27 protein-coding genes are annotated in these 23,636 nt (G+C 67.1%); 10 read left to right on the forward strand and 17 right to left on the reverse strand.

Annotated elements, in window-relative coordinates; translation table 11 throughout:
* Positions 1-68: 68 nt before the first annotated feature.
* Entirely contained in the window at positions 69-1,700 is a 1,632-nt protein-coding gene (locus ACWDTD_RS01190; RefSeq protein WP_449745223.1) for a PucR family transcriptional regulator ligand-binding domain-containing protein, read from the forward strand.
* Positions 1,701-1,794: 94 nt separating this feature from the next.
* Here ACWDTD_RS01190 and ACWDTD_RS01195 read toward each other — a convergent pair whose 3' ends face one another.
* Both ACWDTD_RS01195 and ACWDTD_RS01200 read right to left on the reverse strand, forming a co-directional pair.
* On the reverse strand, positions 1,795-3,210 hold the full coding sequence (locus ACWDTD_RS01195; RefSeq protein ID WP_449745224.1) for a purine-cytosine permease family protein: 1,416 nt from the start codon (positions 3,208-3,210) through the stop codon (positions 1,795-1,797).
* An 85-nt stretch (positions 3,211-3,295) separates the two neighbouring features.
* Entirely contained in the window at positions 3,296-4,687 is a 1,392-nt protein-coding gene (locus ACWDTD_RS01200; RefSeq protein WP_449745225.1) for an LCP family protein, read from the reverse strand.
* Between the two features lie 243 nt (positions 4,688-4,930).
* Here ACWDTD_RS01200 and ACWDTD_RS01205 point away from each other — a divergent pair, with 243 nt between their 5' ends.
* The 3 genes from ACWDTD_RS01205 to ACWDTD_RS01215 all read left to right on the forward strand — a co-directional run bounded on the left by ACWDTD_RS01205 (position 4,931) and on the right by ACWDTD_RS01215 (position 8,243).
* Positions 4,931-6,301 (forward strand): S1C family serine protease, encoded by a 1,371-nt coding sequence (locus tag ACWDTD_RS01205; RefSeq protein WP_449745226.1) that lies wholly within the window; start codon positions 4,931-4,933, stop codon positions 6,299-6,301.
* A gap of 63 nt (positions 6,302-6,364) precedes the next feature.
* Positions 6,365-7,300 (forward strand): alpha/beta hydrolase, encoded by a 936-nt coding sequence (locus ACWDTD_RS01210; RefSeq protein WP_449745227.1) that lies wholly within the window; start codon positions 6,365-6,367, stop codon positions 7,298-7,300.
* Between the two features lie 43 nt (positions 7,301-7,343).
* Complete coding sequence (locus tag ACWDTD_RS01215) at positions 7,344-8,243, forward strand: cation transporter (protein WP_449745228.1); 900 nt, start codon at positions 7,344-7,346, stop codon at positions 8,241-8,243.
* 6 nt (positions 8,244-8,249) lie between these two features.
* Here ACWDTD_RS01215 and ACWDTD_RS01220 read toward each other — a convergent pair whose 3' ends face one another.
* Positions 8,250-9,005, reverse strand: a complete 756-nt coding sequence (locus ACWDTD_RS01220; protein WP_449745229.1) for a fructosamine kinase family protein — start codon at positions 9,003-9,005, stop codon at positions 8,250-8,252.
* A gap of 104 nt (positions 9,006-9,109) precedes the next feature.
* Here ACWDTD_RS01220 and ACWDTD_RS01225 point away from each other — a divergent pair, with 104 nt between their 5' ends.
* Positions 9,110-9,466 (forward strand): Fe-S protein, encoded by a 357-nt coding sequence (locus ACWDTD_RS01225; protein WP_449745230.1) that lies wholly within the window; start codon positions 9,110-9,112, stop codon positions 9,464-9,466.
* A 27-nt stretch (positions 9,467-9,493) separates the two neighbouring features.
* Here ACWDTD_RS01225 and ACWDTD_RS01230 read toward each other — a convergent pair whose 3' ends face one another.
* The 3 genes from ACWDTD_RS01230 to ACWDTD_RS01240 form a co-directional block, all read right to left on the reverse strand.
* On the reverse strand, positions 9,494-10,213 hold the full coding sequence (locus ACWDTD_RS01230; protein ID WP_449745231.1) for a DUF72 domain-containing protein: 720 nt from the start codon (positions 10,211-10,213) through the stop codon (positions 9,494-9,496).
* Positions 10,214-10,266: 53 nt separating this feature from the next.
* Positions 10,267-11,235 (reverse strand): arabinofuranosidase, encoded by a 969-nt coding sequence (locus tag ACWDTD_RS01235; RefSeq protein ID WP_449745232.1) that lies wholly within the window; start codon positions 11,233-11,235, stop codon positions 10,267-10,269.
* A 65-nt stretch (positions 11,236-11,300) separates the two neighbouring features.
* The gene (locus ACWDTD_RS01240; protein ID WP_449745233.1) at positions 11,301-11,741 is read right to left on the reverse strand and encodes a VOC family protein; all 441 of its coding nucleotides are present in this window, start codon (positions 11,739-11,741) and stop codon (positions 11,301-11,303) included.
* Positions 11,742-11,875: 134 nt separating this feature from the next.
* Here ACWDTD_RS01240 and ACWDTD_RS01245 point away from each other — a divergent pair, with 134 nt between their 5' ends.
* On the forward strand, positions 11,876-13,366 hold the full coding sequence (locus tag ACWDTD_RS01245) for an MFS transporter (RefSeq protein WP_449745234.1): 1,491 nt from the start codon (positions 11,876-11,878) through the stop codon (positions 13,364-13,366).
* A 74-nt stretch (positions 13,367-13,440) separates the two neighbouring features.
* On the opposite strand, the gene ACWDTD_RS01250 is transcribed toward ACWDTD_RS01245, so the two are convergent.
* The 11 genes from ACWDTD_RS01250 to ACWDTD_RS01300 form a co-directional block, all read right to left on the reverse strand.
* Positions 13,441-13,704 carry a type II toxin-antitoxin system RelE family toxin gene (locus ACWDTD_RS01250; protein WP_449745235.1) on the reverse strand — a complete coding sequence of 88 codons (264 nt, stop codon included), beginning with the start codon at positions 13,702-13,704 and terminating at the stop codon, positions 13,441-13,443.
* Positions 13,701-13,985: a type II toxin-antitoxin system Phd/YefM family antitoxin gene (locus ACWDTD_RS01255; RefSeq protein WP_449745236.1), complete on the reverse strand. Its 285-nt coding sequence runs from the start codon at positions 13,983-13,985 to the stop codon at positions 13,701-13,703. Before ACWDTD_RS01255 ends, ACWDTD_RS01250 begins: the two co-directional genes overlap by 4 nt.
* Before the next feature lie 43 nt (positions 13,986-14,028).
* Entirely contained in the window at positions 14,029-14,199 is a 171-nt protein-coding gene (locus ACWDTD_RS01260; protein ID WP_449745237.1) for a hypothetical protein, read from the reverse strand.
* A 90-nt stretch (positions 14,200-14,289) separates the two neighbouring features.
* Positions 14,290-14,451 (reverse strand): putative immunity protein, encoded by a 162-nt coding sequence (locus ACWDTD_RS01265; protein ID WP_449745238.1) that lies wholly within the window; start codon positions 14,449-14,451, stop codon positions 14,290-14,292.
* 123 nt (positions 14,452-14,574) lie between these two features.
* Positions 14,575-14,943 (reverse strand): type II toxin-antitoxin system VapC family toxin, encoded by a 369-nt coding sequence (locus ACWDTD_RS01270; protein WP_449745239.1) that lies wholly within the window; start codon positions 14,941-14,943, stop codon positions 14,575-14,577.
* Positions 14,940-15,137, reverse strand: a complete 198-nt coding sequence (locus ACWDTD_RS01275; RefSeq protein WP_449745240.1) for a type II toxin-antitoxin system VapB family antitoxin — start codon at positions 15,135-15,137, stop codon at positions 14,940-14,942. The genes ACWDTD_RS01270 and ACWDTD_RS01275 overlap by 4 nt, the downstream gene beginning before the upstream one ends.
* Positions 15,138-15,496: 359 nt before the next feature.
* Positions 15,497-15,799 (reverse strand): HigA family addiction module antitoxin, encoded by a 303-nt coding sequence (locus ACWDTD_RS01280; protein ID WP_449745241.1) that lies wholly within the window; start codon positions 15,797-15,799, stop codon positions 15,497-15,499.
* On the reverse strand, positions 15,786-16,067 hold the full coding sequence (locus ACWDTD_RS01285; protein WP_449745242.1) for a type II toxin-antitoxin system RelE/ParE family toxin: 282 nt from the start codon (positions 16,065-16,067) through the stop codon (positions 15,786-15,788). The genes ACWDTD_RS01280 and ACWDTD_RS01285 overlap by 14 nt, the downstream gene beginning before the upstream one ends.
* 33 nt (positions 16,068-16,100) lie before the next feature.
* The gene (gene ychF / locus ACWDTD_RS01290) at positions 16,101-17,180 is read right to left on the reverse strand and encodes a redox-regulated ATPase YchF (protein ID WP_449745243.1); all 1,080 of its coding nucleotides are present in this window, start codon (positions 17,178-17,180) and stop codon (positions 16,101-16,103) included.
* A 43-nt stretch (positions 17,181-17,223) separates the two neighbouring features.
* Positions 17,224-18,459: an AI-2E family transporter gene (locus tag ACWDTD_RS01295; RefSeq protein ID WP_449745244.1), complete on the reverse strand. Its 1,236-nt coding sequence runs from the start codon at positions 18,457-18,459 to the stop codon at positions 17,224-17,226.
* 63 nt (positions 18,460-18,522) lie between these two features.
* Complete coding sequence (locus ACWDTD_RS01300) at positions 18,523-18,942, reverse strand: hypothetical protein (protein ID WP_449745245.1); 420 nt, start codon at positions 18,940-18,942, stop codon at positions 18,523-18,525.
* A gap of 119 nt (positions 18,943-19,061) precedes the next feature.
* Between ACWDTD_RS01300 and ACWDTD_RS01305 the strand changes: the two genes are divergently transcribed.
* From ACWDTD_RS01305 to ACWDTD_RS01320, 4 genes are all read left to right on the forward strand, one after another.
* The gene (locus ACWDTD_RS01305; protein WP_449745246.1) at positions 19,062-20,609 is read left to right on the forward strand and encodes an Ada metal-binding domain-containing protein; all 1,548 of its coding nucleotides are present in this window, start codon (positions 19,062-19,064) and stop codon (positions 20,607-20,609) included.
* Complete coding sequence (locus ACWDTD_RS01310) at positions 20,609-21,166, forward strand: methylated-DNA--[protein]-cysteine S-methyltransferase (protein ID WP_449745247.1); 558 nt, start codon at positions 20,609-20,611, stop codon at positions 21,164-21,166. Before ACWDTD_RS01305 ends, ACWDTD_RS01310 begins: the two co-directional genes overlap by 1 nt.
* Positions 21,167-21,251: 85 nt before the next feature.
* The gene (locus ACWDTD_RS01315; RefSeq protein WP_449745248.1) at positions 21,252-22,472 is read left to right on the forward strand and encodes a DNA recombination protein RmuC; all 1,221 of its coding nucleotides are present in this window, start codon (positions 21,252-21,254) and stop codon (positions 22,470-22,472) included.
* Positions 22,473-22,506: 34 nt separating this feature from the next.
* Complete coding sequence (locus tag ACWDTD_RS01320; protein ID WP_449745249.1) at positions 22,507-23,604, forward strand: DUF6542 domain-containing protein; 1,098 nt, start codon at positions 22,507-22,509, stop codon at positions 23,602-23,604.
* The last annotated feature ends 32 nt before the right edge of the window (positions 23,605-23,636 follow it).

A 23,636-nucleotide genomic window follows, 5' to 3' on the forward strand; every position in this document is an offset into this window, starting at 1 on the left:
ACCGTCGGTCGCGGCAACCGACAGTCCGTCGTGTCGCGGAGCGATGTCGACGTGCATATCGTCAGTGCATGTCCATCGCGGAATCTGTCCCGGAATCACCACCGCATCACGCCACCGGCGCGACGCTACAGCGAATCGTCGACGAGTTCCTGGTGGGCGCCGACCCGCATGTGCTCACCGCCCACGACCGTCTCGACGTGGTGGTCAACTGGGTGCATTCGAGTGAGATCTTCGAGATCGGGCCGCTGCTGGCCGGCGGCGAACTGCTGCTCACCACGGGTCTGGGATTGGCCGGCCTCGACGCGGGCACCCGCAGGCACTATGTACGCGATCTGGCCGAACGCGGTGTGGCCGGACTGGCCTTCGAGGTGGGCCGCACCTTTGACGCCGTGCCCGAGGAGATGGTCCGGGAAGGGTCGTCGTGCCGCTTGCCGATCATCGAACTGCGACGCGTCCTACCGTTCATCGAGGTGTGCCGACAGGCCAACACCGCCATCGTCTCCGGTGAGCTCTCCGATCTGCGGGCCCGGGGCGCACTCGACGCCGAGCTGCACCGCGACCTCGGCGCGTCGAACGGGGTGGCCCTCATGCTCGAACACGTCTCGGATGCCGCGCGGTGTCCGATCGTGCTGGTGGGTGGGGGTGGTGCCCTGCTCGCCGCGCACGGGGTGGACGACGACCGCTCCGCGTGGCGGATGGTGGACACCGCGTCGGCCTCGGCGCCGGTCACGGTGCGCGGACGAGAGATCGCACGGGTGATCGCCGGCCGGGCACCCGATTCGGTGCGAACAGAACTCGTTGCGGCACTTCTCGATTGCGCCTGCGGCCCGATCGGCACCGCGCTGTCGCGGTCGGGCACGTCGAGGTCGGCGGTCGGCGAACGGCTGATCGAGGAACTGCTGGCCGCCCGGCCGATCCGACGTGCCGACCTGTATTCACGATTGGGCGTGTCCGGGGTGTCGGTATCCGCCTCGTCGCACCTGATCCCGATCAGCGCCGATTCTCCCGACCCGCGGATGGCCGAGGTTCTGCTCGCCGACGCGCTGGCCTCCGACGCGGCATCGGGGATCGGTGGCACCGTGCGCGCCACCGTGGACGCCACGGTGCAGGCGGTGGTGGTGGTCGCCGGGGGCGAGGCGTCCGACGACGCGGTGGAACGTGTGGCGCGCGCGCTCACGCGGCGGGCCACCACCAACGGCCGGGTCACCGTGGTGGTCGGCGATGTCGTCCGCCCCGCAGGTCTGGGACCGGGTGCAGCCGTGGCGCGTGCGGTGGGGCACTCTCTGCGGACCTGTTCGGATCGGCTGGGGATCGCAGTGGATCTGGTGCGCGACGGCGCGTCGACCGCGCGGGTGTTCACCGCACGCTCGCTGGTGGCCGAGGCCGCGATGCGACACGCCGGGTCGGCGACGCGCGCGGAACTGGCGGCGCTCATCGCGCCGCTCATCGCTCACGACGCCGTCGCGTCCACCCGCCTGGCACCCACACTGGAGGTACACCTACGCAACGGGTGCAGTGCCACCCGATCGGCGGAGGTGCTTCATGTGGGTCGCCAGAGCCTGTATCAGCGCCTCGACCGAATCCGGGGGCTTCTCGGGTTCGATCCGACCGAGCCCGACATGTATGCGCCGATGTTACTGGCGTTCAGCGCATCACGCGCCGATGGAGCGGTTCGCGAGTCCGGCGCGAAAGACCACTGACCGAAAGGCGTGCTGCGTCGGCGCATGGATCGGGGCCCGATCCGACGTGCCTCTCCGTCGGACCGGGCCCCGGGCTCATTCGGGTGAGGCGGCGCTATCCGTAGACGCGCACCGACTCCTCCACCTTCTTGCGGGCGAGGATCAGATATGCCACGAACGCGATCGCGAATCCGGCGAACGCGCCGATATCGCCGAGTTCGGGGACCTGCCGGACCACGTAGCCGACGAACTTGGTCTGATTGCAGAAGAGCAGCACCGACCCGACCAAGCCGATGACGAAGGCGGCGAATCCGCCCCAGTTCGCATACCGGGTGTCGTAGAGCAGCGCCAGCGAGGGCGGTTCCTTACGCAGCACCCGGTCGGCGAACACCACCCCGAGCCACGGCCCGATCCAGTACGCGACCAGCAGCAGGAACGCCTCGTACGAGGCGGCCGCGTCGGCCAGCGCCCACCAGGCCACCAGGAATCCGACCACACCGAAGAACACGGTCACCAGCGCCCGCTGCGTGCGCATCGGCAGCCTGAATCCCATGGTGACGAACGCCATCGCGCCGGAGTAGATGTTGATCGCGTTGGCGGCGACCGCCCCCACCGCGATCGCGAGCAGCGTGAGATCGGCGATCAGCGTCGGCAGGTTCGCGGTGAACGCCTCGGTCGGATTGTCCGAGGTGGGCTCGCCGATGGTCGCCGATGCGGCACCGACAAGCATCAGGAAGGTGCACGACACGAACAAGCCCGCCGACGCCGACAGCCCGGTGTGCAGTTTCGAGACCGTCGGGGGCAGGTAGCGGGTGTAGTCGGCGGCGTAGGGCGTCCAGCCGGCGGTGTAGCCGAACGACGCGCCCACCGTCAGCCAGAACCCGGCCATCGAGAATCCGCCGCCACTGGCCGGAGCGTTGACATGCGACTTGCTGAAGATGATGACGGCGCCGATCACGAAGATGATGGCCAGCAGTGGCGCGGCGATCCGCTCGAAACGCTGCACCAGATTGTGGCCGAAGAACGCGAATGCGGTCTGTGCCACCACGATCACGATCAACCCCACGAGCGGGGTGAATCCGAACAGCGTCGACAGCGCGAACGCCCCACTGACGCTGTTGGTGGCAAACCAGCCGACTCCGCACATCACGGCCATGAACGTGGCAGGCAGGATGTTGCCGCGATATCCGAATGCCAACCGCCCCAACACCATCTGCGGCACACCGTGCAGCGGACCCTCGGCCGAGAGCACGTAGTGCGCGACCGCGGCGAGACCGTTGCCGAGCACCATCGCGGCCACCGCCTGCCAGAACGACAGACCGAACACCGCGACCGCGAGGACCCCGACGAAGATGGTCGCGAATTCGAGGTTCGGCGCGGTCCACGTCCAGAACAGTCCCCGGGGTTTGCCGTGGCGCGCCTCGAGCGCGATCGGCTCGCTGCCACCGGGTTCGACGGCGAGAACCTTCTTGCCGTATCCGAGTTGTGAGACGGTCGGGTCGGCGTTGTCGGTGGGTGCGCCAATGGTCATGGCCGATACTGTGCTGCCCATCACCCCGGCGGGCAACCGACGAAGTGTCGGTTGCCGAACCGGCAATCGGCGACAGATCGACGCGTCAGTCGACGCAGGGCACCCCACCGTCGGCGGTGACCGCTCCCCCGGTGTCGGGTTGGGGTCCCGCCGGATCGGGGACGGAGGTGGACGTGGAGTCGGCGGCCGCGGAGGCGCCCGCCGCTGCGGTCCCCGCACCCGATGCCGCGACGGGCATCCCGAACGCGGTCTGGACCAGCGTGCGGATCTGATCGGTGTCGACGATGTTGACGTCCTCACCGTCGAGGGTGTCGTAACGCTCGACCGGCAGCGTGCGGAAACTGATGCGCTGGCCGGTCGGCGCCAGCATCTGCTGACCCCAGGGCAGCAGATCCCAGTTGTCGGACAGCACGACATCTCGGTTCAGCGCGCTCATCAGCCGGTTCAGCTGTCCCGGATCGGTCAGCATGCCGGTGCTCTGCATGCGGTGCAACACCGACAGCAGGAACGCCTGCTGTCGGTGGGTGCGGTCGAGGTCGCCGTTGTCGAGGCCGTGACGTTGCCGTACGAAGGCGAGCGCCTGCGAAGCGTTGAGATGCCGGCGGCCGGCCGGGAATCGTGCGCCCGAGTAACTGTCGTGCACCGGGTGATTGAGACAGACGTCGATGCCGCCGAGCGCCTGGGCGACGTCGTAGAAGCCGACGAGGCTGACCTCGGCGAAACGGTCGATCGGGACCCCGGTGAGCGCCCGGACCGTCTGCAGGGTCGATGCCCGGCCGGCCTCGCGACCACGGGACTCCAGCGTCTGCGGGTCGGTGATGCCCTGGTCGAGTAGTTGCTGCTCGACGATCGCCTTGCGGCGTCCGTAGGCCTCCTTGATCTTCGCCTGCGGTACGTCGACATCGTCCACCGTCACCAGGTCGTCACGCGGTATCGAGAACGCGACGATGTTCTTCCGGTCGGCGGGGATGTGCACCAGGATCAATGTGTTCGTGTTGTAACCACCGTTGTCGCTGTCACCGGCGTGGAGTTGCGCAAGGACCTCGGGCGACAGGTCGTTGCCGTCGGCATCCTTCCGGGTGTCCAGGCCCATCAGCAGGATGTTCTCCGCACCGCCGCCCGACGTCGGCGCCGACCCCAACGCCGCCGAACGCCCGAAGCCCGTCGACACCTGATGCGCCGCACCCCACGCGACCCCGACGAACCCGAGCACGGTGACCGAGCACAGCGCCACCGCCACCCGCGCGGCTCCGACGGCCTTGCCCACGCCCGGACGACGTCGTTTCCGGGTCGCCGCGGATTCCGAGCGGCTGCGCAGCGCCGGTGTCATACGGTGCTGCACCTGACCCGGCGGGCCGGGTCGCGAGTCCACGGGGCCGGCCGACGCGGCGCGGGCCACCTCGCCGGCGGTGAGTCGCCGCCCGTTGGGCGCGCGGTAGCGGGAAACAGAACGCGGCCCGGCATTCCGATCGTGCATCCGCCCTCCGCTCGCTCTGCCCTCCGCTCGCTCTGCACGGAACGGGCGCTCCGCCGGATGGGGAGACTACGACGGACTCCTGTGAGTGCACTGAGCACACGACAAACTTCTCCACCCGGACAGCCCGGTCTTCGCCACCCGGACAGCCCAGTCGCAGAGGCACATCCGACGGTTGGTGTTCTGTCAGGAAACCGACCATTGAGTTCTGACACTCTTCTCAGAGATCGTCGGCACAGTGGTCGCGTGAGCAACGAACGATCCGACGAGGGCCCCACGGCACCTCTCACCGGGCCCCACACGCGGCCCGACGCGCACGTCCCGGCCGACCACTCCGGTTGGCGCAGCACGTACTTCGACCAGGGCGCCGGCCCTGTACCGCCGTCGCACCAAGCAGCGTCGACGTATTATTCTGCACCGCAACCTGTTTCGCCTCGACACGGCACCGCGCGAACGATCGTGGCGACCGCCCTGCTCGCCGGACTCATCGGCGGCAGCGTGGGCGCCGGCGGGTACGCCCTGCTCGATCACGGTTCGTCGGGCAGTGCACCGGTGATCGCGTCGGCGCCCGCGGCGGCCACCCCGGCCGTCGACGCCAAGCCCGGTTCCGTCACCTACGCAGCTCAGGTGGCGTCGCGTTCGACCGCCGACATCAAGGTCGCCACGTCGCAGGGCACCGCCGTCGGCAGCGGCGTCATCCTCTCCCCCGACGGTTACGTCCTGACCAACAACCACGTGGTGGCCGGAGCCGGTGACCGAAGCACCATCGAGGTGACCACCCCGGACGGGAAGACGTATCCGGCCACGGTCAAGGGCACGTCCCCCTCCTATGACATCGCGGTGATCAAACTCGACGGGGCGTCGGGATTGACCCCGGCGGTGATCGGCGATTCCAGCACCCTGCAGGTCGGTGAGCAGGTGGTGGCCGTCGGCAGCCCGGAGAACCTCTCGAACACGGTGACCTCCGGCATCGTCAGCGCGCTCTCGCGCACCGTGACCGCGGCCGACGAGCAGGGCGGTTCGGTCACGGTCTACAACGGTCTGCAGACCGACACCCCGATCAACCCGGGCAACTCGGGAGGGCCGCTGGTGAATCTGCAGGGCCAGGTGATCGCGGTGAACTCGGCCGTCGACACCGGGCAGGCCGGCAGCGGCGGCCCGCAGGCATTCGGTCTGGGTTTCGCGATTCCCATCAACGCCGCCAAGCGGGTGGCCAACGAACTCTTGCAGAACGGTCAGGCCACCAAGCCGGTGCTCGGTGTGTCGGGTTCGCTCGAATCCGCCCGCGGCGCAGCGGTGAACGGCGCCCGGGTCACCGGGGTACAACGTGGTGGAGCAGCCGCCGACGCGGGCATCCGCGCCGGCGACGTCATCACGAAGGTGGGCGACGTGCCGGTCAGCAACTACGCCGATCTCATGGCCCAGATTCTCACCCATACCCCCGGTCAGACCGTTCCGGTCACCGTCACCAGAAACGGCCAGACCGAAACCATGCAGGTGAAGCTCGGTGGTGCCGCCGACAAGCAACAGACGACGATTCCGGAGCAGAGCGGATCGGGCGATTCGGGCGGCTCACCGCTTCCGTTCGGCGGTGACGGAGGCGGACTCGTGCCCTGATCGGCACCGCACCGGGACCAATGACCGCCTCATCGCCGCATACGGCCATGAGATGCTACGGGGATGACACTCCGTCGTCTGGTGATCTGCGCATTGATCGTGCTCACGGTTCTGGGGTCACTGGTGGGCGCGGGACGCGCCGAGGCGGCCACCTACCAGCGGGTGATGCTGGGCGGCTGCGGCATGCCCGCCACCCCGGTCGACATGTGGACCCGGCCGGGCAATTACAAGACGGTGATCGCGTTGTCGGGGCTGCGTGCCACGTCCACGGCGAGCGGCTGGAAGCTGCTGACCAACGTCGGGCGGATGGCCGACTCCGGGGTGAACGTGGTGGCCCCGGCCGGGGGCCTGGCCAGCTTCTACACCGACTGGGACGCCCCGCACAGCCTCAACTCGTTGCGATATCGCTACCTGTGGACGTGTCGACTCAACACCCTGGTGGCCATGCTGGACCGGCGGGGACTCGACGTCGGGCCCAGACACAAGTACGCGATCATGGGGATCTCCATGGGCGGCAACGCCGCACTCATCTACGGCGCCTATCACCGGGCGCGCATCTCGCATGCCTTCTCGATGTCGGGGTTCCTGAATCTGTCCGCGCCGGGCATGCGGTCGGCCGTGCGTGCCGCGCTCTTCGACGCGGGCATCGAGGCAGGAGTGGGTCCGTTCAACTCCGACGACATGTGGGGACCGCCGTGGAGCGGCAGGTGGCTCGACAACGATCCACTCGTCCAGGTTCCCCGGATGCACGGCATGAGAATCCGTGTGGCGGCGGGCTCCGCCCTGTGGGGTAATCGTGACGACAACGTCTCCAACTCCATCAAGGGCACACCGCTCGAAGCGCTCTCGCTCGCCCAGACCCGCGCCTTCGAGGTTGCCGCCCTGCTCGGGAGGCTGCCCATCACCACCGACTACCCGACGATCGGTACCCACAGCTGGGGGTACTGGGAGGAGATGACGTGGCGGGCCAAGAACTCCGGATGGTTCCACGACCGCTGAGCGGCACCCACACGAGCGCGCCACAGACGGGAGGGTGTTCGGCATGAGTGCGAACTCCGAACGTCGGGCACTGCGGCTGAGCCTGGCGGCGACCGCCGTGCTCGGCGGCGGCGCGGTGGTGTGGGGCGTCATCAGCGGTTCGAGTGTGGTGTTGTTCGACGGCATCTACATGCTCGCCGGAATCGCCCTGGTCGCGACGTCGATGCTGGCCGCGCGCGCCGCGGGCAGCGAACCCACCGCCGAATTCCCCTTCGGCCGCCACGGCGCCACCCCGCTCGCGGTGGCCCTGCAGGGTGCCGCGCTCCTGGCCACGCTGGTCTACGGCGCGGCCGATGCGATCTCGGTCATCCTCAACGGCGGATCGAATGCGGCACCTGGTTCGGTGGCACTCTACGGAGCCGTCTCGGCATTGGTGTCGCTGCTCATCGTGTTGGCATTGCGCAGTCCGGCGCGCGTGTCGCAACTCGCGGCCGCCGAAATGGTGGGCTGGCGGGCGGGCACCCTGATGAGCCTGATGGTGGCGGTCGGCGGCGCAGTCGCGATCGCACTGCAGCGTTCCGGGGCCGACGCGGCAGCCGCCTACGTGGACCCCACACTGGTCCTGATCGCCACGGCGGGCGTGGCACCGATGGCGATCAAACTGGCCCGCCAAGGCATCCGCGAGTTGCTCGAGGCCGCGCCCCCACCCGAGATCGCCGGAATCATCAACGCCGCGGCCACCGACGCGGCCACCGAGTTCGGACTCACCGATCCGCTCGTCCGCTCCACCCGGCTCGGGCGCCGACTGTATGTGGAAGTCGACTTCCTCGTCGGTTCGGGCATCTGGCGGGTCGAGGACGAAGACCGGGTGCGTCGCTTCATCACCGACCGCCTCAAGGCCACCGACCATGAGGTGTGGGCGACGGTGGAACTGTCCACCGACAGGTCGCTGATCGAGGGCTGACCGGGTTCACACGTATCGGCGTGCGATGTCGGCGACCTGTCGCCGATAACCCCCACCGAACACGACGGCATGCATCAGAACCATCGAGAGTTGGTGCAGTGCAACGCGGTCGGCCCATCCGTCGGCAAGCGGCACCGCCTCCCGGTAGCCGGCCAGGACATCGTCGAGAAACGAGAAGCCGAACAGGCCGAGCGCGGCGAGATCGGTCTCCCGGTGCCCCACGTGCGCGGACGGGTCGATCAGCACACATCCGCCCTCGGACCACAGCACGTTGCCCGACCACAGATCACCGTGCAGCCGGGACGGTGCGTCACCGGTGTCGAAGTCGCCGTCGCGTAGGCGTTCACACAGACGGTCGACGGCGGCATGGTCGGCGGCGGCGAGGCCCGCGTCGGGCAACAACGGCTGCAAACGCTCCTGCGCGTACATCTCCCCCCACGTGTCGTGGCCGTTGAGCGGCAGGTCGATGAGGTGCTCGTTGGGTCCCTGGTATCCCGGCCCCGACCAACCCGGCGGTCCCTGCCCCCACCGCATCCCGTCCAGCGCGTGGGTGACGGCCAGCCCGCGGCCGAAGTCCGCCGCAGCTTTCGCCGTCGGCGCCGATGTGGTCACCCGCTGCTCGGTGAGTCCCGATTCGTCGCGCGACACCACGGCAACCACTGCGGCGCCGCCGGAGTCGATCGGCTCGGCAAGCCACTCGAGCCCGGCGACCTCCCACTGCGCCGGACGACCCGTCGTACGTTTGGTGAAAGTCTGGCCCATGACGTCCTTGCTACCCGCCGACCGGCGTGCCCGCCACGTCGATCGCATCGGCAGCGGACGAATGACCCTGACAGACATCCCGTCCCGGGGTTACCGTTACCCGCATGGAGGTACTACGCAGCGTCATAGCCCTGTTTCACATCGTGGGTTTCGCCGTCACGTTCGGCGCCTGGGCGGTCGAGGCGACGTCGCGTCGCAGACGCTTTATCCCGTTGATGGACTACGGTCTGTTGCTCTCGCTGCTCACCGGTGTCGCCCTGGCCTTCGAGTGGCCCGCGGGCGTCGAACTCGACTACCCGAAACTGTGGGTGAAACTGGCGATCCTCATCGTGATCGGCGCCGTCCTCGGCATGGGCGGTGCGCGTCAACGCAAGACGGGCACGGCGGTTCCGGCTGTCATGTTCTGGTCGGTGGGCGTGCTGTCGTTCGCCGCGGCGGCGATCGCGGTCATCTGGCGCTGACCCCTCCGACCGTGAAGTTCGCCGGGGTCATCGCGTGCTGCGCCGAATCATGGTGAGCGCGTTGTCCACCGCGGCACCGCCGGTGTCGTTGTTGAAATACACGTAGACGTCGTCGGTCCCGAACGTTTCGCCCAGACGCCCCACCCAGGTGTCGATTGCGCGCACTCCGTAAGCGGTCGGTGGCGATGCACGACCGGAATGCATACGCAGATAACCGAAGTCGGCTGTTCGCCACAGCGGCGTCATGCTGCGGCCGTCGCGGTCGGACCAGCACAACGCGGCGTTGTGCGCGGTCAGTACCGCACGCACGTCGTCGTGCCACCACGACGGGTGGCGGGGTTCGACCACCAGTCGCATCGCACCACCGAACGCGTCCAACGTCTCGGCGAGCGCGTCGGGACGGGCGTCGAGAGTCGGTGGTAGCTGCAGCAGCACCGGGCCGAGGCGGGTGCCGAGCGCGGTCGCGCGATCAACGAAGCGTTGCACCGGCTCTGCGGGGTCGGCGAGCCTGCGTACGTGGGTGAGGTAGCGGCTCATCTTGACCGTCATGACGAATCCGTCCGGCACCTCGTCGGCCCACCGCAGGAACGTCGACCGTTGCGGTAACCGGTAGAACGTGTTGTTCACCTCGACGGTGGAGAACGTCTTCGCATACCAGGCCAGCCACTGCCGTTGGGGCACGGTGGTGGGATAGAACCGCCCCCGCCAATCCCTGTATTGCCAGCCCGAGGTACCGATGTGCAGCATCGACACCGATGGTAGCGATCACGCCGACTGCGATTACGCGGCGAAACCGCTGCTTACGCCGGTTCGCGCATCACGCCGATGTGACGCACCTTGCCGGAGAGACCGGGAAGCTCCTTCGGGTTCCCCCAGTCGTACAGATTCGGGCTGTCGGAGTAGAGATACTTGTTCCTGGTGTAGGCGTCGAGGAAGAGCCGCCAGGAGCCGTCGGGCAACTGGATGACCGTGGGACCTTCGACGTAGGAGCCCCAGGGGCCCGGGGCGACGAACCGGTAGGGCCCGCCCAGCGACTGCGCCACGGCGTGTTCGATCACCTTCTTGGTCTCGTTCTTGGTGAACGCGTGGTAAGTCGATCCCTCCTTCACCACCATGGTGTCGATGTGGTCGGCACCGATCCCCGTGATCGGGACCGGCCAGCTCCACGCACGGAACGACGAATCGAGCGCGGTCATCAGGTACGGCACGAATCCGCCGCCGGTGGACATCGACAGGATGATGTGCACCCGGCCACCCTCGACGAACCACTCCGGCGCCCACGCCTTGGTGGTGAACGGCGAGAGCGACGGACCGTCGGACGAACCCGCCGATCCGAAGCCGGGAATGTCGACCGAACCCGTGCCCTTGCCGTCACCGGTGCCAGGCAGGAACGCACAGCAGAAGGGCACGGGATAGTTGTGCATGAAGGCCCAGTTCACGCGATCGCGACTGCGCGCGAAACCGATGTTCGCACCGTCGACCGTCGTATAGGTGAGGTAGTAGAAACCGTCCGTGCTCTTGAAGATGCTGGGGTCGCGCACCCGCCCCGACGGCGGCCGGTACGCCGACAGCTTCAGCGTTGAGAAGTCCGTCGCGTTGGACGATTGATAGACGTCGAGGTCGCGGTCGCTGATATTGCTGAACGCCACCATCGTGTACAGCCAGCCCCCCGGAGAGGCATCCGCCCTGCCGGGAAGGGAGACGAGCAGTCCCCCAAGGACCAGCAGCACCACCGACAGCGCGCACAGCGCGGTTCGCTTGGTTCGCATCACCAGGGCAGTATCGCCGACGCCGGCCGTAACTCGCTTGTCGATGCACACTGGGCATCCAATCGTTACGGACGCTTCGTCAACTCCTCGGCGAGCATCACGATGATTCCGCTCGGACCGCGCACGTAGGTGAGACGGAAAATGTCCTGGTATGTCGCCACCCCGCGCAGCGGCCGGTATCCGTGTCGCGCGGCTGCGGCCAGCGCGGCATCGAGATCGTCGACCCGGAATGCGACGCGGTGCATGCCGATTTCGTTGGGCAGCGTCGGACTCGTCGCGATGGCGTCGGGATGGATGTACTCGAAGAGTTCCAGGCGCCCATGACCGTCGGGGGTCTGGAGCATCGCGATCCTGACATGGTTGCCGTCGAGTCCGACGGCGGTGTCGGCCCACTCCCCGCTGACCGTGTCACGTCCGATCACGGTGAGCCCGAGGTCGGTGAAGAACGCTACCGCCGCGTCCAGATCCTCGACGGCGATACCGACGTTCTCGAGGGCTATGTCCATGGGCTTCCACAGTAGACGGGAGACCTCATCCCCGGTCGCGAAGAGACATCCCGAAGTAGAATCCCGGGACGGCGCCGGCGACTTCGGCCCGGCCGTTCGATGGTGGGCGCGGCACCCACCGGAGAGGCGGAGTCATGCGGATCGGCTCGCCCACGTGGCGGCGCGTCGTCGATGTTCCCGATCGGCCCGAGTGGGTGAGCCGCTCACCGCGCTCCTACTGGTACTCGGTGGCCGGTATCAGTTTCGGCGCGTTGATGGTCCAACTCGACTCGAGCATCGTGACGCTGGCGCTACCGGCTCTGCAGCGATCCTTCGACGCGTCGTTGGCATCGGTGCAATGGGTTTCGGTCGCATACGTGCTTGCCGTCGTCTCATTGGTGACGCCGTGTGCTCGACTCGGTGACGGGCTGGGCCGCAAATCCCTGTACATCTACGGTTACGCCATCTTCACGATCGGCTCACTGGCGTGCAGTATCGCGCCGAATCTGTTATCGCTCATCATTTTTCGTGTCGTTCAGGGCATCGGCGGGGCGGCGATAGCCGGTAACGCAATCGCCATGGTCACCGAGAGCATGCCCAAGGCCAAGTTGCGGGACGGGTTGGCGGTGCAGGCGTCGATGCAGGCACTCGGGTTGGCGTTGGGACCGCTGATCGGCGGCCTGCTGGTCGACGATTTCGGATGGCGTTCGATCTTCTGGGTCAATGTTCCCATCGGCGTGGCGGCACTGGCCTCGGCGTTCGTTCTGCTGCCGGCACCGAAGACCGACGACGGGACATCGAGGCGACCGATGATGCCGCGATTCGACGGGCCCGGCACGATATTGCTCGCCGCGGCGGCTATCACCCTGATGTTGGGTCTGTCCGGGGTGTCGGGTCTCCCGATGAGTCTGCCGCTCGCGCTGGTGTTGCTGGTGGCGCCGCTGGTGCTCGCATCCGGATTCTGGGTTCGGGAAAACCACTACGACACACCGCTGATCGATCCGCGGTTGATCCGCACACCGCAGATCTCGATCGGTGTCGTGGGCGCACTGGTGAGTTACCTGTTGCTCATCGCGCCGATCGTTCTCGTTCCGCAGTTGCTGGTCCCGTTGGGACGTTCGGTGTCCTCGACCGGCGTCATCCTGTCGTCGATGCCTGCCGGTTTTCTGATCTCCACGGTGATCGGGACCACCGCGCTGCGCGGCGCGGGAACCAATGCGTCTCGCGCACTGCTGGGATGCGCGCTGATCGTCGGCTCGCTGATCACGATGGCATTGCATCCCATCGAAATCGGTTGGCTGGTGCCGTGTCTGGCGATCCTCGGGGTGGGCCTGGGAACTTTTGTGCCGGCCAACAACGCCGGCGTGATGGCCGCGGCGAATGCCGCGGGAACCGGAACGGCGGGATCGTTGATCGCCATCTTCCGCAACATCGGGGTGGCGACAGGCGTCGCGGTCATCACCCTCACACTGCACCTCGCCCAACACGACAGCCGCCGCGATGCCTCCGACACGGGCGGGATGAACCACGCCAACCTGGTGCGCGGCGCGGAGCTGTCGTGGTGGGTTCTCGTTGCGTTCGGGGTGGTGGCAGCGGTGGTGGCGATCACGATCACCCTGTTGGGGCGCAACCGGTCCCGCAGCTGATTAGGGGCGCTGTCCACCGCATCACCGAGGACGTCGATCCGCTACACGGTGAACCGGAAATCCACCACGCAGCGTCACCGATAAACGTCACGACGATGCCGAATGTCGATGACCCGGATGACCACAACTTCCTCGTGGATCTCGTAGACAACCCGAAACTCGCCGCGCCCCGCCGACCAACGCCCATCCAACTCGGCGTGCAGGCGCTTGCCCACCAGTTGCGGGTTCTCGGCGAGTGGACCTCGGATGAACTCCCAACAAGCCGCGGCGACAGCCTCGGGGAGTTCCTCGGACAGACTTCGGAGAGCGCGACGAGTCAGTTCGACCCGGTAGCTCATGAATTGATGACGCCCTTCGCGCGGAGTTCAGCCTCCACCTCGTCGAGCGAGTAGACCCGACCAGCGGCGATGTCGGCGTCCGATTGGCCAATGGCCGCCATCGATTCTCGATCACTCAGTATTTCGAGCGTCTCCATGAGCGAGTCGTAGTCGTCGGCACCGATCAGCACTGCAGCCCGACGTCCGTTCTTGGTGACCTCCACCCGCTGATGGGTGCGCATCGCCTCGTCCACCAACTTGGAAAGGTTGGCGCGTACGTCAGCGATCGGCAAGGTAGTCATGTACAGAATTCTAGCGTGAACCGTGGGGCGGGACGTCGGTCGTTCACCGGATCTGCGCCCGAATCTCGCGAATCGTCGACCCCAGCACCCCGCGCGTGAGCAGTCCGGGTCCGGGGGGACCGGAGGAATCACTGCCCAGCTCGGGAAGCCGCCGCAGCGCAGCGCGCTCGTCATCGGTCAGGTTCGCCAGTTGCCAAGTGATCTCGGCTCGCACTGCCTCAGGGTGATCTGGATGTGCAAGTTCCACAGCCTTGGTCGCGTACGCAGCCCCAACCTCTTCTTGATCTCCGACGCAGCGGTGCTCTCACCCTTGGCGTAGGCACGCGTTCGCGCAACGCCCATCCCTGATCAGTTCCTCAGAGCTGGAATCGGCCTCGAACATGGGAAGTACCCGCTCCGCGCAGCAGATCGCCCAGCGTGCGAGAGTGCGACGCTCGGGATCGCTCAGGGTTTGGATGGATGACACCGTGAGATCGTCTCACACTGATCGACGCCGCTTGCCGACCAAATACCGTTGTGGCCCAACACGTCTGAATTGCGGAGCTACACGTTGAACCGGAACTCCACAACACGACGGCGTCGATAAACGTCACGCGATTTCGGCGTCTACCCCGGCCTCTACGCTCGCCGCCCTTAACCGCTTGTCTCTCGTCCACAGCGTCGCGCCATCGACGAGAAGCACCGAACCGAGCAGACGAGCATCGACCGGACTCAATCCGCGACCCCAGAGTCGCCGAGCCTCGACGAGGTGCAGCAACTCCACATGAGTGAGAACGGGAAATCGGAAAAGATTGCCGAGCAGATCGATCACCACGTCGCGGTTCGCGATTGATCCCATCGCCAGTTCCTCGACCACCATTGGGTGACAACCGATCTCGTCTTCACCGAGGAGTGCGCTCAAACGTTCGTTCTCGGTATGCAGATGGTCGACCCAGACCGACGTATCAACAAGGATCATCCGACGGACGAACGGCGACGCGGAGCGGCAGTGGCGGCCGGATCGGTACCGCCGAGCGCAGCAAGGCGACGCGCACTCTCCACGCGGATCAACGCCTGCAACCCCTCGCGAATGAGCGCCGCTCTCTCATGAACACCGGTCAGCTCGGCCGCCTTCGCCAGAAGGTCGTCGTCAAGGGTTACCGTCGTGCGCATCCCGCATCTCCAATCGCATCAAACTATGTCGTCAATGATGCCTGGAATTCGACCGGATTGCACGACCGGTAACCGAACATCAGTCTTCCCCGACTGTGACCGAGTACCGGCGTTCTGTGCCGGCGGTGGCGCGGCCCCACTCACTGTCCAACACTCGCTGCTGGTGGAAGGTGAACGCCGCATCGTCGACAAATCTCTCGTCAACACGCCAGACCAGCGGATCATCGGTCCGGTCGACATCGAAGGACAGCATCCCGGCTCTGCTCGTGTCAGGTCGACGTGCCGCATCAGGTGTCGTTCGACAGTGTCGGCCTCCTCGGCATTCGCACAGACCAGGGATCCTGCAATGACGACCTCTGTCATGCCGACTGAAGCGGAATGATCGCGGCAATCTGCTCTGCTGCACAGTCCTCGGCGAGGTCCAGGTCATAATGCGACTGCAGATTGAGCCAGAACTGAGCCGATGTGCCAAAGTACTTCCCAAGTCGCAAGGCCGTGTCAGCGCTGATCGCGCGCTTGCCGTGCACGATCTCATTGATGCGCCGCGGAGGCACACCAATTGACACCGCCAACTTGTTCTGCGTGATGCCGAAACCTTCGATGAAGTCCTCCATGAGGACTTCACCGGGATGGATCGGCGCGATCTTGTCAGTGGTAGTCAACAATCTCCACCTCCTCTGGCCCAGTGCCCGCCCAGACGAAGCAGATTCGCCACTGGTCATTGATTCTGATGCTGTGTTGTCCCGCCCGATCACCTTTCAGCGCTTCGAGCCGATTCCCGGGTGGGACCCTGAGGTCGTCGAGCGACTCCGCCGATCCCACCTGACGAAGTTTGCGCAGCGCGACCCGGTGTATCCGCGGATCGATCGAGCGAGCGCGTTCACGACGCCAGAGGCGTTCGGTGTCCTCGTTGCCGAACGACCGGATCACGCACGCAGAATATACCGCGATGCGTTATTAACGCTAGACGTTAAAGCGGAACTCGACCACATCCCCGTCGGCCATGACGTAGTCCTTGCCCTCCATCCGCACCCTGCCGGCGGCTTTGGCGGCCTGCATCGAGCCGGCGGCGTCGAGGTCGTCGAACGACACGATCTCGGCCTTGATGAAGCCCTTCTCGAAGTCGGTGTGGATCACGCCGGCAGCCTTGGGTGCGGTGTCCCCCTGGTGGATTGTCCACGCGCGCGACTCTTTCGGACCCGCGGTGAGGTAGGTCTGCAGGCCGAGGGTGTGGAATCCGGCGCGCGCGAGCGACCGCAGACCCGGCTCGTCCTGGCCGATCGAATCCAGCAACTCCTGCGCGTCCTCCTCATCGAGTTCGAGGAGTTCGCTTTCCACCTTGGCGTCGAGGAACACCGCGTCGGACGGCGCCACCGCGGCCTTGAGTTCGGCCTTGCGCGCGTCGTCGGTCAGGATGGCCTCGTCGGCGTTGAAGACGTACAGGAATGGCTTGGCCGTCATCAGGTGCAACTCGCGGACCGAAGAGAGGTCGAACGAATCCTTCTGCGAGAACAGGGTTTTGCCGCTGTCGAGGATCTCCTGCGCTTTCTTGGCCGCCTCGAGGGTCTCGGCGAGATCCTTGTTCTTGCGCGCGTCCTTCTCCAAACGCGGGATCGCCTTCTCCAACGTCTGCATGTCGGCGAGGATCAGTTCGGTCTCGATCACCTCGATGTCGGCGAGCGGGTCGACGCGGCCGTCGACGTGGACGACGTCGTCGTCGGCGAACACCCGGACCACCTGACAGATCGCGTCGGCCTCCCGGATGTTGGCGAGGAACTGGTTACCCATCCCCTCACCTTCCGACGCACCCTTCACGATGCCGGCGATGTCGACGAACGACACCGTCGCGGGCAGGATTCGCTCGCTGCCGAAGATCTCCGCGAGCCGACCCAGGCGCGCGTCGGGAAGTTCGACGACGCCGATGTTGGGTTCGATGGTCGCGAACGGATAGTTGGCGGCCAGCACGTCGTTGCGCGTCAACGCATTGAACAGGGTGGACTTGCCGACGTTGGGTAGCCCGACGATTCCGAGGGTGAGACTCACGGGCGTCGAGTCTATCGGGCCGAGAGCGCCGTCCCGAGGGCGGTCATGAGCTCGACCCCGTGTCCGCAGCGTCCGGCGCGGCGGTATCCGATCCTGGATCGTCGGGCACGCCGATGTTCTCGGTCACGTCCTCACCATGAGGCGGCAGAATCTCCCCCGACCGCACGGCGATCTGTTCATTCACATAGCGCAGCACCACCGCGAGCGTCGCGGCCGCGGGCACGGCGAGGAATGCGCCGATGATGCCGAACATGGACCCGCCCAGGGTCACCGACAGCAGCACGATCACCGCGTGCAGGTTCATCGACTTGGCCTGCAGCCACGGTTGCAGCACGTTTCCCTCGAGCTGCTGCACCGCGATGATGATCGCCAGCACGATCAGCGCGGTGGTCAGACCGTTGGAAACCAAGGCGATGAGCACCGCCAACGCACCGGCCACGAAAGCGCCGACGATCGGGATGAACCCACCCAGGAACGTGATCACCACCAACACCCCGGCCAACGGGACCCGCAGGATGAACAGCCCCGCACCGATGAAGGTGGCGTCGACGAGACTCACGATCGCTTGGGTTCGGATGAACCCGCCGAGACTGTTCCACATCCGCAGCAACACCTCGCCGACATGGGTTGCCGAGGGCTCACCGATCGTGCGCTGCAGCCACGGGATGAACTTGGGCCCGTCCTTGAGGAAGAAGAACACCAGCACGAGCAGCGTGAAGATGGTGACGAGCACCGACGTCGCCGTCCCGAGTCCGGTGAACACACCCGACGCGATGGTCGAGGCGCTGGACTGTAGTTTCTCGGTGATCGCATGTACCGCGTTGTTGATCTGCTCGTCACGGAGGTTCAGGGGCGGCCCCTGCACCCATTTCTGCAGTTCGCGGAGCCCGTCGGCGGCCCGCGAGGCGAGCGCCGGTACCTGGCTCACGATCGACGGCACGATCAGGGCGATCACCGCCGCGATCACGCCGATCCCGACGAGCATCATCACCAGCGCCGCGGCCGCCGGCGGTGCGCCGTGGTTGCGCATCCACCGTGCGGGCGGCCACATGACGGTACAGACGATGATGGCGAGCAGCACCGGAAGCAGGATCACCCAGAGCTTGCCCAGCACCCAGAACAATGCCCACAGCGCCACCACCAGGATCACGCCTTGCAGCGCCACCTTCGAGGTGGCCTGCAATCCGGACAGGAAGACATGCAGGCGAGTGGGATAGGTGCGGCCAGGGGACGCTGGATCGGTCTCGTCCGAGACCCCGGAACCCGACGTATCAGTCACCCGACGATCCTCACACACGTCATCGTCGGGTGGGAGTGGTGTCGGCCCGTTCGATCGTGCCGCTCAGGCTTCGGGGTCGGTTCCGGTGGCGCGCCGCCGGAACGTCCGCTTGAGCACACGCAGAAGCGCGTTGATGGCCTCGATCTCGGCCACCATCGGCGACAGCAACGCGGCATCCGACGGTGTTGCGGGTTCCGACGGTGTCGCGGGTTCCGGCGTGGGGCGGTTGAGGGTCGCGGTGTTGCCCTGGGTCTCGTCGCGATCGATGGACTCGCGTGGTCCGGGACGGGACCTGGGCGCCGCGGGGTTGTGCGACGGCGGATGGTGGGAATGCCGGGCGACCGGATCGTCGGCGACGGCATGTTCGATGGTCTCGGGGCCGTACAGTCCCATCATGATGTCCAACGCCCACGCCGGATAGTCCGCCAGTGGGAGCTCTCGGTTCCGACCTCGTTGTCGGTCACCGCCGAACGGTGTGCTCATAGCGCTCATGGTGCCAGGAGTGTGTGGTCTCCGTCACCATTACTCCTCTCAAACTCAATTTTAATCCGGTGTCCGATTCCCGCCAGAATCGCCCCTGTACGGCATGCCACAGTGAAAGAGTGAACGCCACGACCACCGTGACCGGTGACCTCGATTTCGATCGCTGCTACCGCGCCCTGCAGGCACGCGACACGCGATTCGACGGGCAGTTCTTCGTCACCGTTCACACCACCGGCATTTACTGCCGTCCGTCGTGTCCGGCGCAGACCCCACGTCCGCAGAACGTCTCCTTCGTTCTCACCGCGGCAGCCGCGCAGACCCGCGGATTCCGCGCCTGTCGACGCTGTGCACCCGACGCCGTGCCCGGGTCGCCGCGCTGGAATGTGAACGCCGACCTGGCGTCACGTGCGATGCGTCTGATCGAGGACGGGGTGATCGATCGGACCGGAGTGGACGGCCTGGCCACCCGGATGGGCTATTCGTCGCGCCACCTCACCCGTGTCATGACCACGGAGCTGGGAGCCGGACCACTGGCCATCGCCCGTGCCCATCGCGCGACCAACGCGCGCATCCTGATCCAGTGCACCGCGATGCCGATGGCCGACATCGCGTTCGCAGCAGGATTCGCCAGCGTGCGGCAGTTCAATGACACGATCAAAGAGGTATTCGGCCTCACGCCCACCGGACTGCGGGCCCTACGCGTCCCCAGCTCCGGAAGCGCCCGGGGTGCCGCGCAGCCCGTTTCCCCACGCGACGGGGTGTCGCTGCGACTGCCCGTGCGCGAGCCGTTCGATCCCGCGTGGCCGGCCCTGCTTCTGCGCGCGCACGCCATACCCGGCGTCGAGGAATTCTCGGGCGACCCGAAGGGCATCTGGTGCTACCGGCGGGTGCTCTCGCTGCCGCACGGACCGGCGCTGGTCGAGATCTCACCCGGATCGAACGCCGCGCGAGGTCGGGCCCACGTCGCAGTCGGTGTGCGCTACCTCGACATGCGAGATCTCGGCACGGCGGTGAACCGGGTGCGACGACTACTCGATCTGGATGCCGACGCGGCCGCCGCCGCCGAGGCGCTGCGCGCCGACCTCACACTGTCGCCGCTGATCATCGCGCACCCGGGAACGAGGCTCGTGGGTTGCGTCGACCCTGCCGAAGCGCTCATCCGCACCATGATCGGCCAGCAGATCAGTGTGCAGGCCGCCCGCCACCACCTCGGTGGACTGGTCGCCGCCCTGGGCGCGGACACGGCGTGGCCGGGCGGGTGGCGCGCATTTCCCACTCCCGACGCCATCGCGGCCGGGGGCCACGGAGCTCTGCGCGGCCCGGCGCGCCGCGTGCAGGCCGTCGTGTGCGCTGCCGGAGCACTCGCCGAGGGAACGGTGGAACCACATGCGGGGGTTGCCGCGTCAGACTTGCGTGCCCGACTACTGACCCTTCCGGGGGTCGGTGACTGGACGGCCGACTACGTGACGATGCAGGTGACCGGCGATCCCGACATCCTGCTCGGGCGCGATCTGGTGATCCGGCATGCGGCCGCCGATCTCGGTGTGGACCTCACCGCGACCGGTTCCTGGGCACCGTGGCGGTCCTACGCGTCGATGCACCTGTGGCGTCATCGACTCGCCCGCCGCCCCCTACCCACCCCCGACAACCTGCGAGGAGACTCCTGATGACCACCACCGACCCCGACACCCGCACCGATGCCCCGACCGGCGACGCCGCGGCGTACACCTCGGTCTCGACACCCAACGGCACATTCACGGTGATCGCTGACGGCACGGGCGTCGTCCTGGCGTCCGGGTGGACCGATGATCCCGACTATCTGCTCGCGCTCGTCCATCGGGCCATCCGTCCCGACCGCGCGATTCGTAGTGGGCAACTCACCGCGATCACCGACGCAGTGTCGGCGTACTACGCGGGCGAGGTGTCAGCCGTGGACGCGATCACGGTGCGACAGCGGTCGGGACCGTTTCTCGAGCGGGCGTGGCAGACCCTGCGCACAGTGGTCCCCGGCGAGCCGGTCAGCTACGCCGACCTGGCCGCCCGCACCGGCGAACCGACGGCGGTACGCGCCGCCGGCGCCACCTGTGCCCGCAACGCCGCGGCACTGTTCGTGCCCTGTCATCGTGTGCTGCGCGGCGACGGCAAGCTGGGTGGGTTCCGGTACGGCCTGCCCACCAAGCAGTGGTTATTGGCCCACGAGGCGGCGGTACGGGCCGCCGCCTGACCCGCTGTCGGGTCGACATCGTCCGGCGTTGATCGTCCGGCGTTGATCGTCCGGCGTTGTCGGTGCCTGGGTGCACCATCGGGGCATGCTCCTCACCGTGTGCGCACTGATCGCCGGACTCGTGCTCGGCGTCGTCATCGGATGGCTTGCGAACGCCTCGCGGTCGGCCGCCGCCGTGTCGGCGGCCCGTGCCGACGCCGCGGCGGTCCGTGCCTCGCAGGAACTCGCGGCGCGGTCACTGTCGTCGGCGTCCGAGGACGCCGCCCGCAGGCAGTCCACCGCGATCGGCAGTCACGTGACCCACATCGTGGAACCGCTGCGCGCGGTGCTCGGCCAGCTGTCGGACGAGTTGCGACGTGTGGAGCACAACCGCATCAGCGCCTACTCGAGCCTGACCGAACAGGTCCGGGGCATGCAGACCGCGTCGGTACGCCTCGGCGATCAGACGCAGGCGCTCGCGAATGCGCTGCACACCCCGCACGTCCGTGGCCGCTGGGGCGAGTTGCAACTCGAGCGGGTGGTCGAGCTCGCCGGTATGACCAAACACTGCGACTTCAGCACCCAGGTGTCGGCCCACTCGGACCTGACCGGCGACGTGCGCCCCGACCTGGTGGTGCACTTGGCCGGCGGTCGCAGCATCGTCGTCGACGCCAAGGTGCCCCTGCACGCCTACCTCGACGCCACCGAATCCACGGATCCGGCCGCGGCTGATGCGCTCCTCGCCGATCACGCCCGGGCGTTGCGCACCCACATCGCGACGCTGTCGGGCAAGTCGTATTGGACCGCCTTCGACGACGCGCCCGAATTCGTGGTGCTCTTCGTTCCGGGCGACGCGGTGCTGGAAGCCGCTGCGCGCGCCGATCCGGGACTGATCGAGTTCGCATTCGCGCAGAACGTGGTGGTGTGCACCCCCACCAGCCTGATCGCCCTGCTTCGCACGGTTGCACTCGGCTGGCGTCACGACGCGATGACCGCCGATGCCGCGGTCATCCATCAACTCGGCGTCGAACTCTTCCACCGGCTCGAATCGGTGCTCGCCCACCTCGACCGTGTCGGCGGATCGTTGCGCCGGGCGGTCGAGGCCTACAACTCCACCGTCGGGGTCATCGACACCCGGGTGGGCGTCACGGCACGGCGACTCGCCTCGCTCGACGCGCTCGGCGACCTGGCCGAGCCCGCAGTCCCCGACATGATCGACGCCACCGTACGGGTAGCCGCGCGATCGGGCACACATGCCGAAACCCGTGAATCGGGCACCTCGACGCCCGTCGATACCACCGCACACCCAACATCAGCGAGCGGTTGACGGGAATCCGCGCGATAACCGGTACCGTCTACATGTGCCCTTTCCCCAGCGAAGCCGGTCGGCGGTGCCCCTCGATCAACAGTCGGTGCTCCCGTCGGTGCGTGGCCTCCCCTGGTGGGGCGCGGTACTGGTCGCCGCGGGAGTCACCGCTGTGGGTGCCGCGATCGATGCCAACGCGAACGACACCCTCGGCGCGGTGTTCAACTTCTGTTATCTGCTCGGCTGCGTCGTGGCCGCCCTCGCGGTGCGTCGGCGCGCCCTGTTCACCGCGGCGGCACAGCCCCCGCTGATCGCCTTCGGCGTGGGCATGATCACCCTGTACGGACTCAACGCCGACGAGGCGTCCGGACTCAAGAGCCTGGTGTTCAAGGTGCTGCTACCGATCGCCAACGACTTCCCATGGATGGCGTTGACGTTCGTGGTGACATTGCTGCTGGTGCTGGCGCGCTGGTTCATGACCCGTGACAAGGGCGACGCCCCGACCGAACGTCCTCGTGGCGGAGGCTCGCGACCCTCGGCGAGATCGAAAGCGGCCACTGGCGACGACGCGCGACCCGACACGAGTGCGCCCGACCGCGAACGCAAGCCGCGGCCGGCCCGTAGCGATGACGCCGCCGTGGCCCGTGCGGAGTCCGCGGACAGCCGAACCGGAGGGACACGGCGCCGGGACACCCGACGCCGGGACACCCAGCGCAGTGAGATGCCGCGTCGTGAGGCACAACGTCGTGATGCCCAACAGCCCGATCCTCAGCGCGGTGAGATCCAGCGCCGGGAAAACCAGCGAGGTGAGACCCGACGCCGGGACGCTCAGCGCAGGGAGGCAGCCGGCGCAGCAGCGACATCGTCGACGGCCACCGCGTCGCCGGGCACCCGCTCGCGGTCGACCGCGGGTGAGGTCCAGCGCCGACGTGCCGGTGAGGAACTCGGCGACCCCGCAGATGCGGTGACGACCACCATCCCGGCGGCCAGAGCGGTACGCGAAAGTGCCCCCGCGGCCGATCGGCCCTCGGCCACCCGCGCCGCCAGGCGTCCCGTCTCCGCGGCGGCCGACCTCGCCACCTACGAATCCGCAGCGCGTGAGGGGACGGCATCAGCGAGTTATCCGTCCACCCGTTCGCGTAATCAGCGCTGAGTCCCCAACTCTGCAGGCGCGCATCTTCCTGA

The organism is Gordonia sp. NPDC003425, from assembly GCF_053588635.1.

What these genes read in the sequence shown, in the direction of transcription:
- ACWDTD_RS01250 (WP_449745235.1), bottom strand. Translation starts at nt 13,704, where the DNA reads ATGAGCTACCGGGTCGAACTGACTCGTCGCGCTCTCCGAAGTCTGTCC.
- ACWDTD_RS01240 (WP_449745233.1), bottom strand. Translation starts at nt 11,741, where the DNA reads ATGGACATAGCCCTCGAGAACGTCGGTATCGCCGTCGAGGATCTGGAC.
- ACWDTD_RS01235 (WP_449745232.1), bottom strand. Translation starts at nt 11,235, where the DNA reads ATGCGAACCAAGCGAACCGCGCTGTGCGCGCTGTCGGTGGTGCTGCTG.
- ACWDTD_RS01245 (WP_449745234.1), top strand. Translation starts at nt 11,876, where the DNA reads ATGCGGATCGGCTCGCCCACGTGGCGGCGCGTCGTCGATGTTCCCGAT.
- ACWDTD_RS01300 (WP_449745245.1), bottom strand. Translation starts at nt 18,942, where the DNA reads ATGAGCACACCGTTCGGCGGTGACCGACAACGAGGTCGGAACCGAGAG.
- ACWDTD_RS01195 (WP_449745224.1), bottom strand. Translation starts at nt 3,210, where the DNA reads ATGACCATTGGCGCACCCACCGACAACGCCGACCCGACCGTCTCACAA.
- ACWDTD_RS01215 (WP_449745228.1), top strand. Translation starts at nt 7,344, where the DNA reads ATGAGTGCGAACTCCGAACGTCGGGCACTGCGGCTGAGCCTGGCGGCG.
- ACWDTD_RS01190 (WP_449745223.1), top strand. Translation starts at nt 69, where the DNA reads ATGTCCATCGCGGAATCTGTCCCGGAATCACCACCGCATCACGCCACC.
- ACWDTD_RS01275 (WP_449745240.1), bottom strand. Translation starts at nt 15,137, where the DNA reads ATGCGCACGACGGTAACCCTTGACGACGACCTTCTGGCGAAGGCGGCC.
- ACWDTD_RS01255 (WP_449745236.1), bottom strand. Translation starts at nt 13,985, where the DNA reads ATGACTACCTTGCCGATCGCTGACGTACGCGCCAACCTTTCCAAGTTG.
- ACWDTD_RS01230 (WP_449745231.1), bottom strand. Translation starts at nt 10,213, where the DNA reads ATGCTGCACATCGGTACCTCGGGCTGGCAATACAGGGATTGGCGGGGG.
- ACWDTD_RS01270 (WP_449745239.1), bottom strand. Translation starts at nt 14,943, where the DNA reads ATGATCCTTGTTGATACGTCGGTCTGGGTCGACCATCTGCATACCGAG.
- ACWDTD_RS01310 (WP_449745247.1), top strand. Translation starts at nt 20,609, where the DNA reads ATGACCACCACCGACCCCGACACCCGCACCGATGCCCCGACCGGCGAC.
- ACWDTD_RS01225 (WP_449745230.1), top strand. Translation starts at nt 9,110, where the DNA reads ATGGAGGTACTACGCAGCGTCATAGCCCTGTTTCACATCGTGGGTTTC.
- ACWDTD_RS01315 (WP_449745248.1), top strand. Translation starts at nt 21,252, where the DNA reads ATGCTCCTCACCGTGTGCGCACTGATCGCCGGACTCGTGCTCGGCGTC.
- ACWDTD_RS01200 (WP_449745225.1), bottom strand. Translation starts at nt 4,687, where the DNA reads ATGCACGATCGGAATGCCGGGCCGCGTTCTGTTTCCCGCTACCGCGCG.
- ACWDTD_RS01220 (WP_449745229.1), bottom strand. Translation starts at nt 9,005, where the DNA reads ATGGGCCAGACTTTCACCAAACGTACGACGGGTCGTCCGGCGCAGTGG.
- ACWDTD_RS01210 (WP_449745227.1), top strand. Translation starts at nt 6,365, where the DNA reads ATGACACTCCGTCGTCTGGTGATCTGCGCATTGATCGTGCTCACGGTT.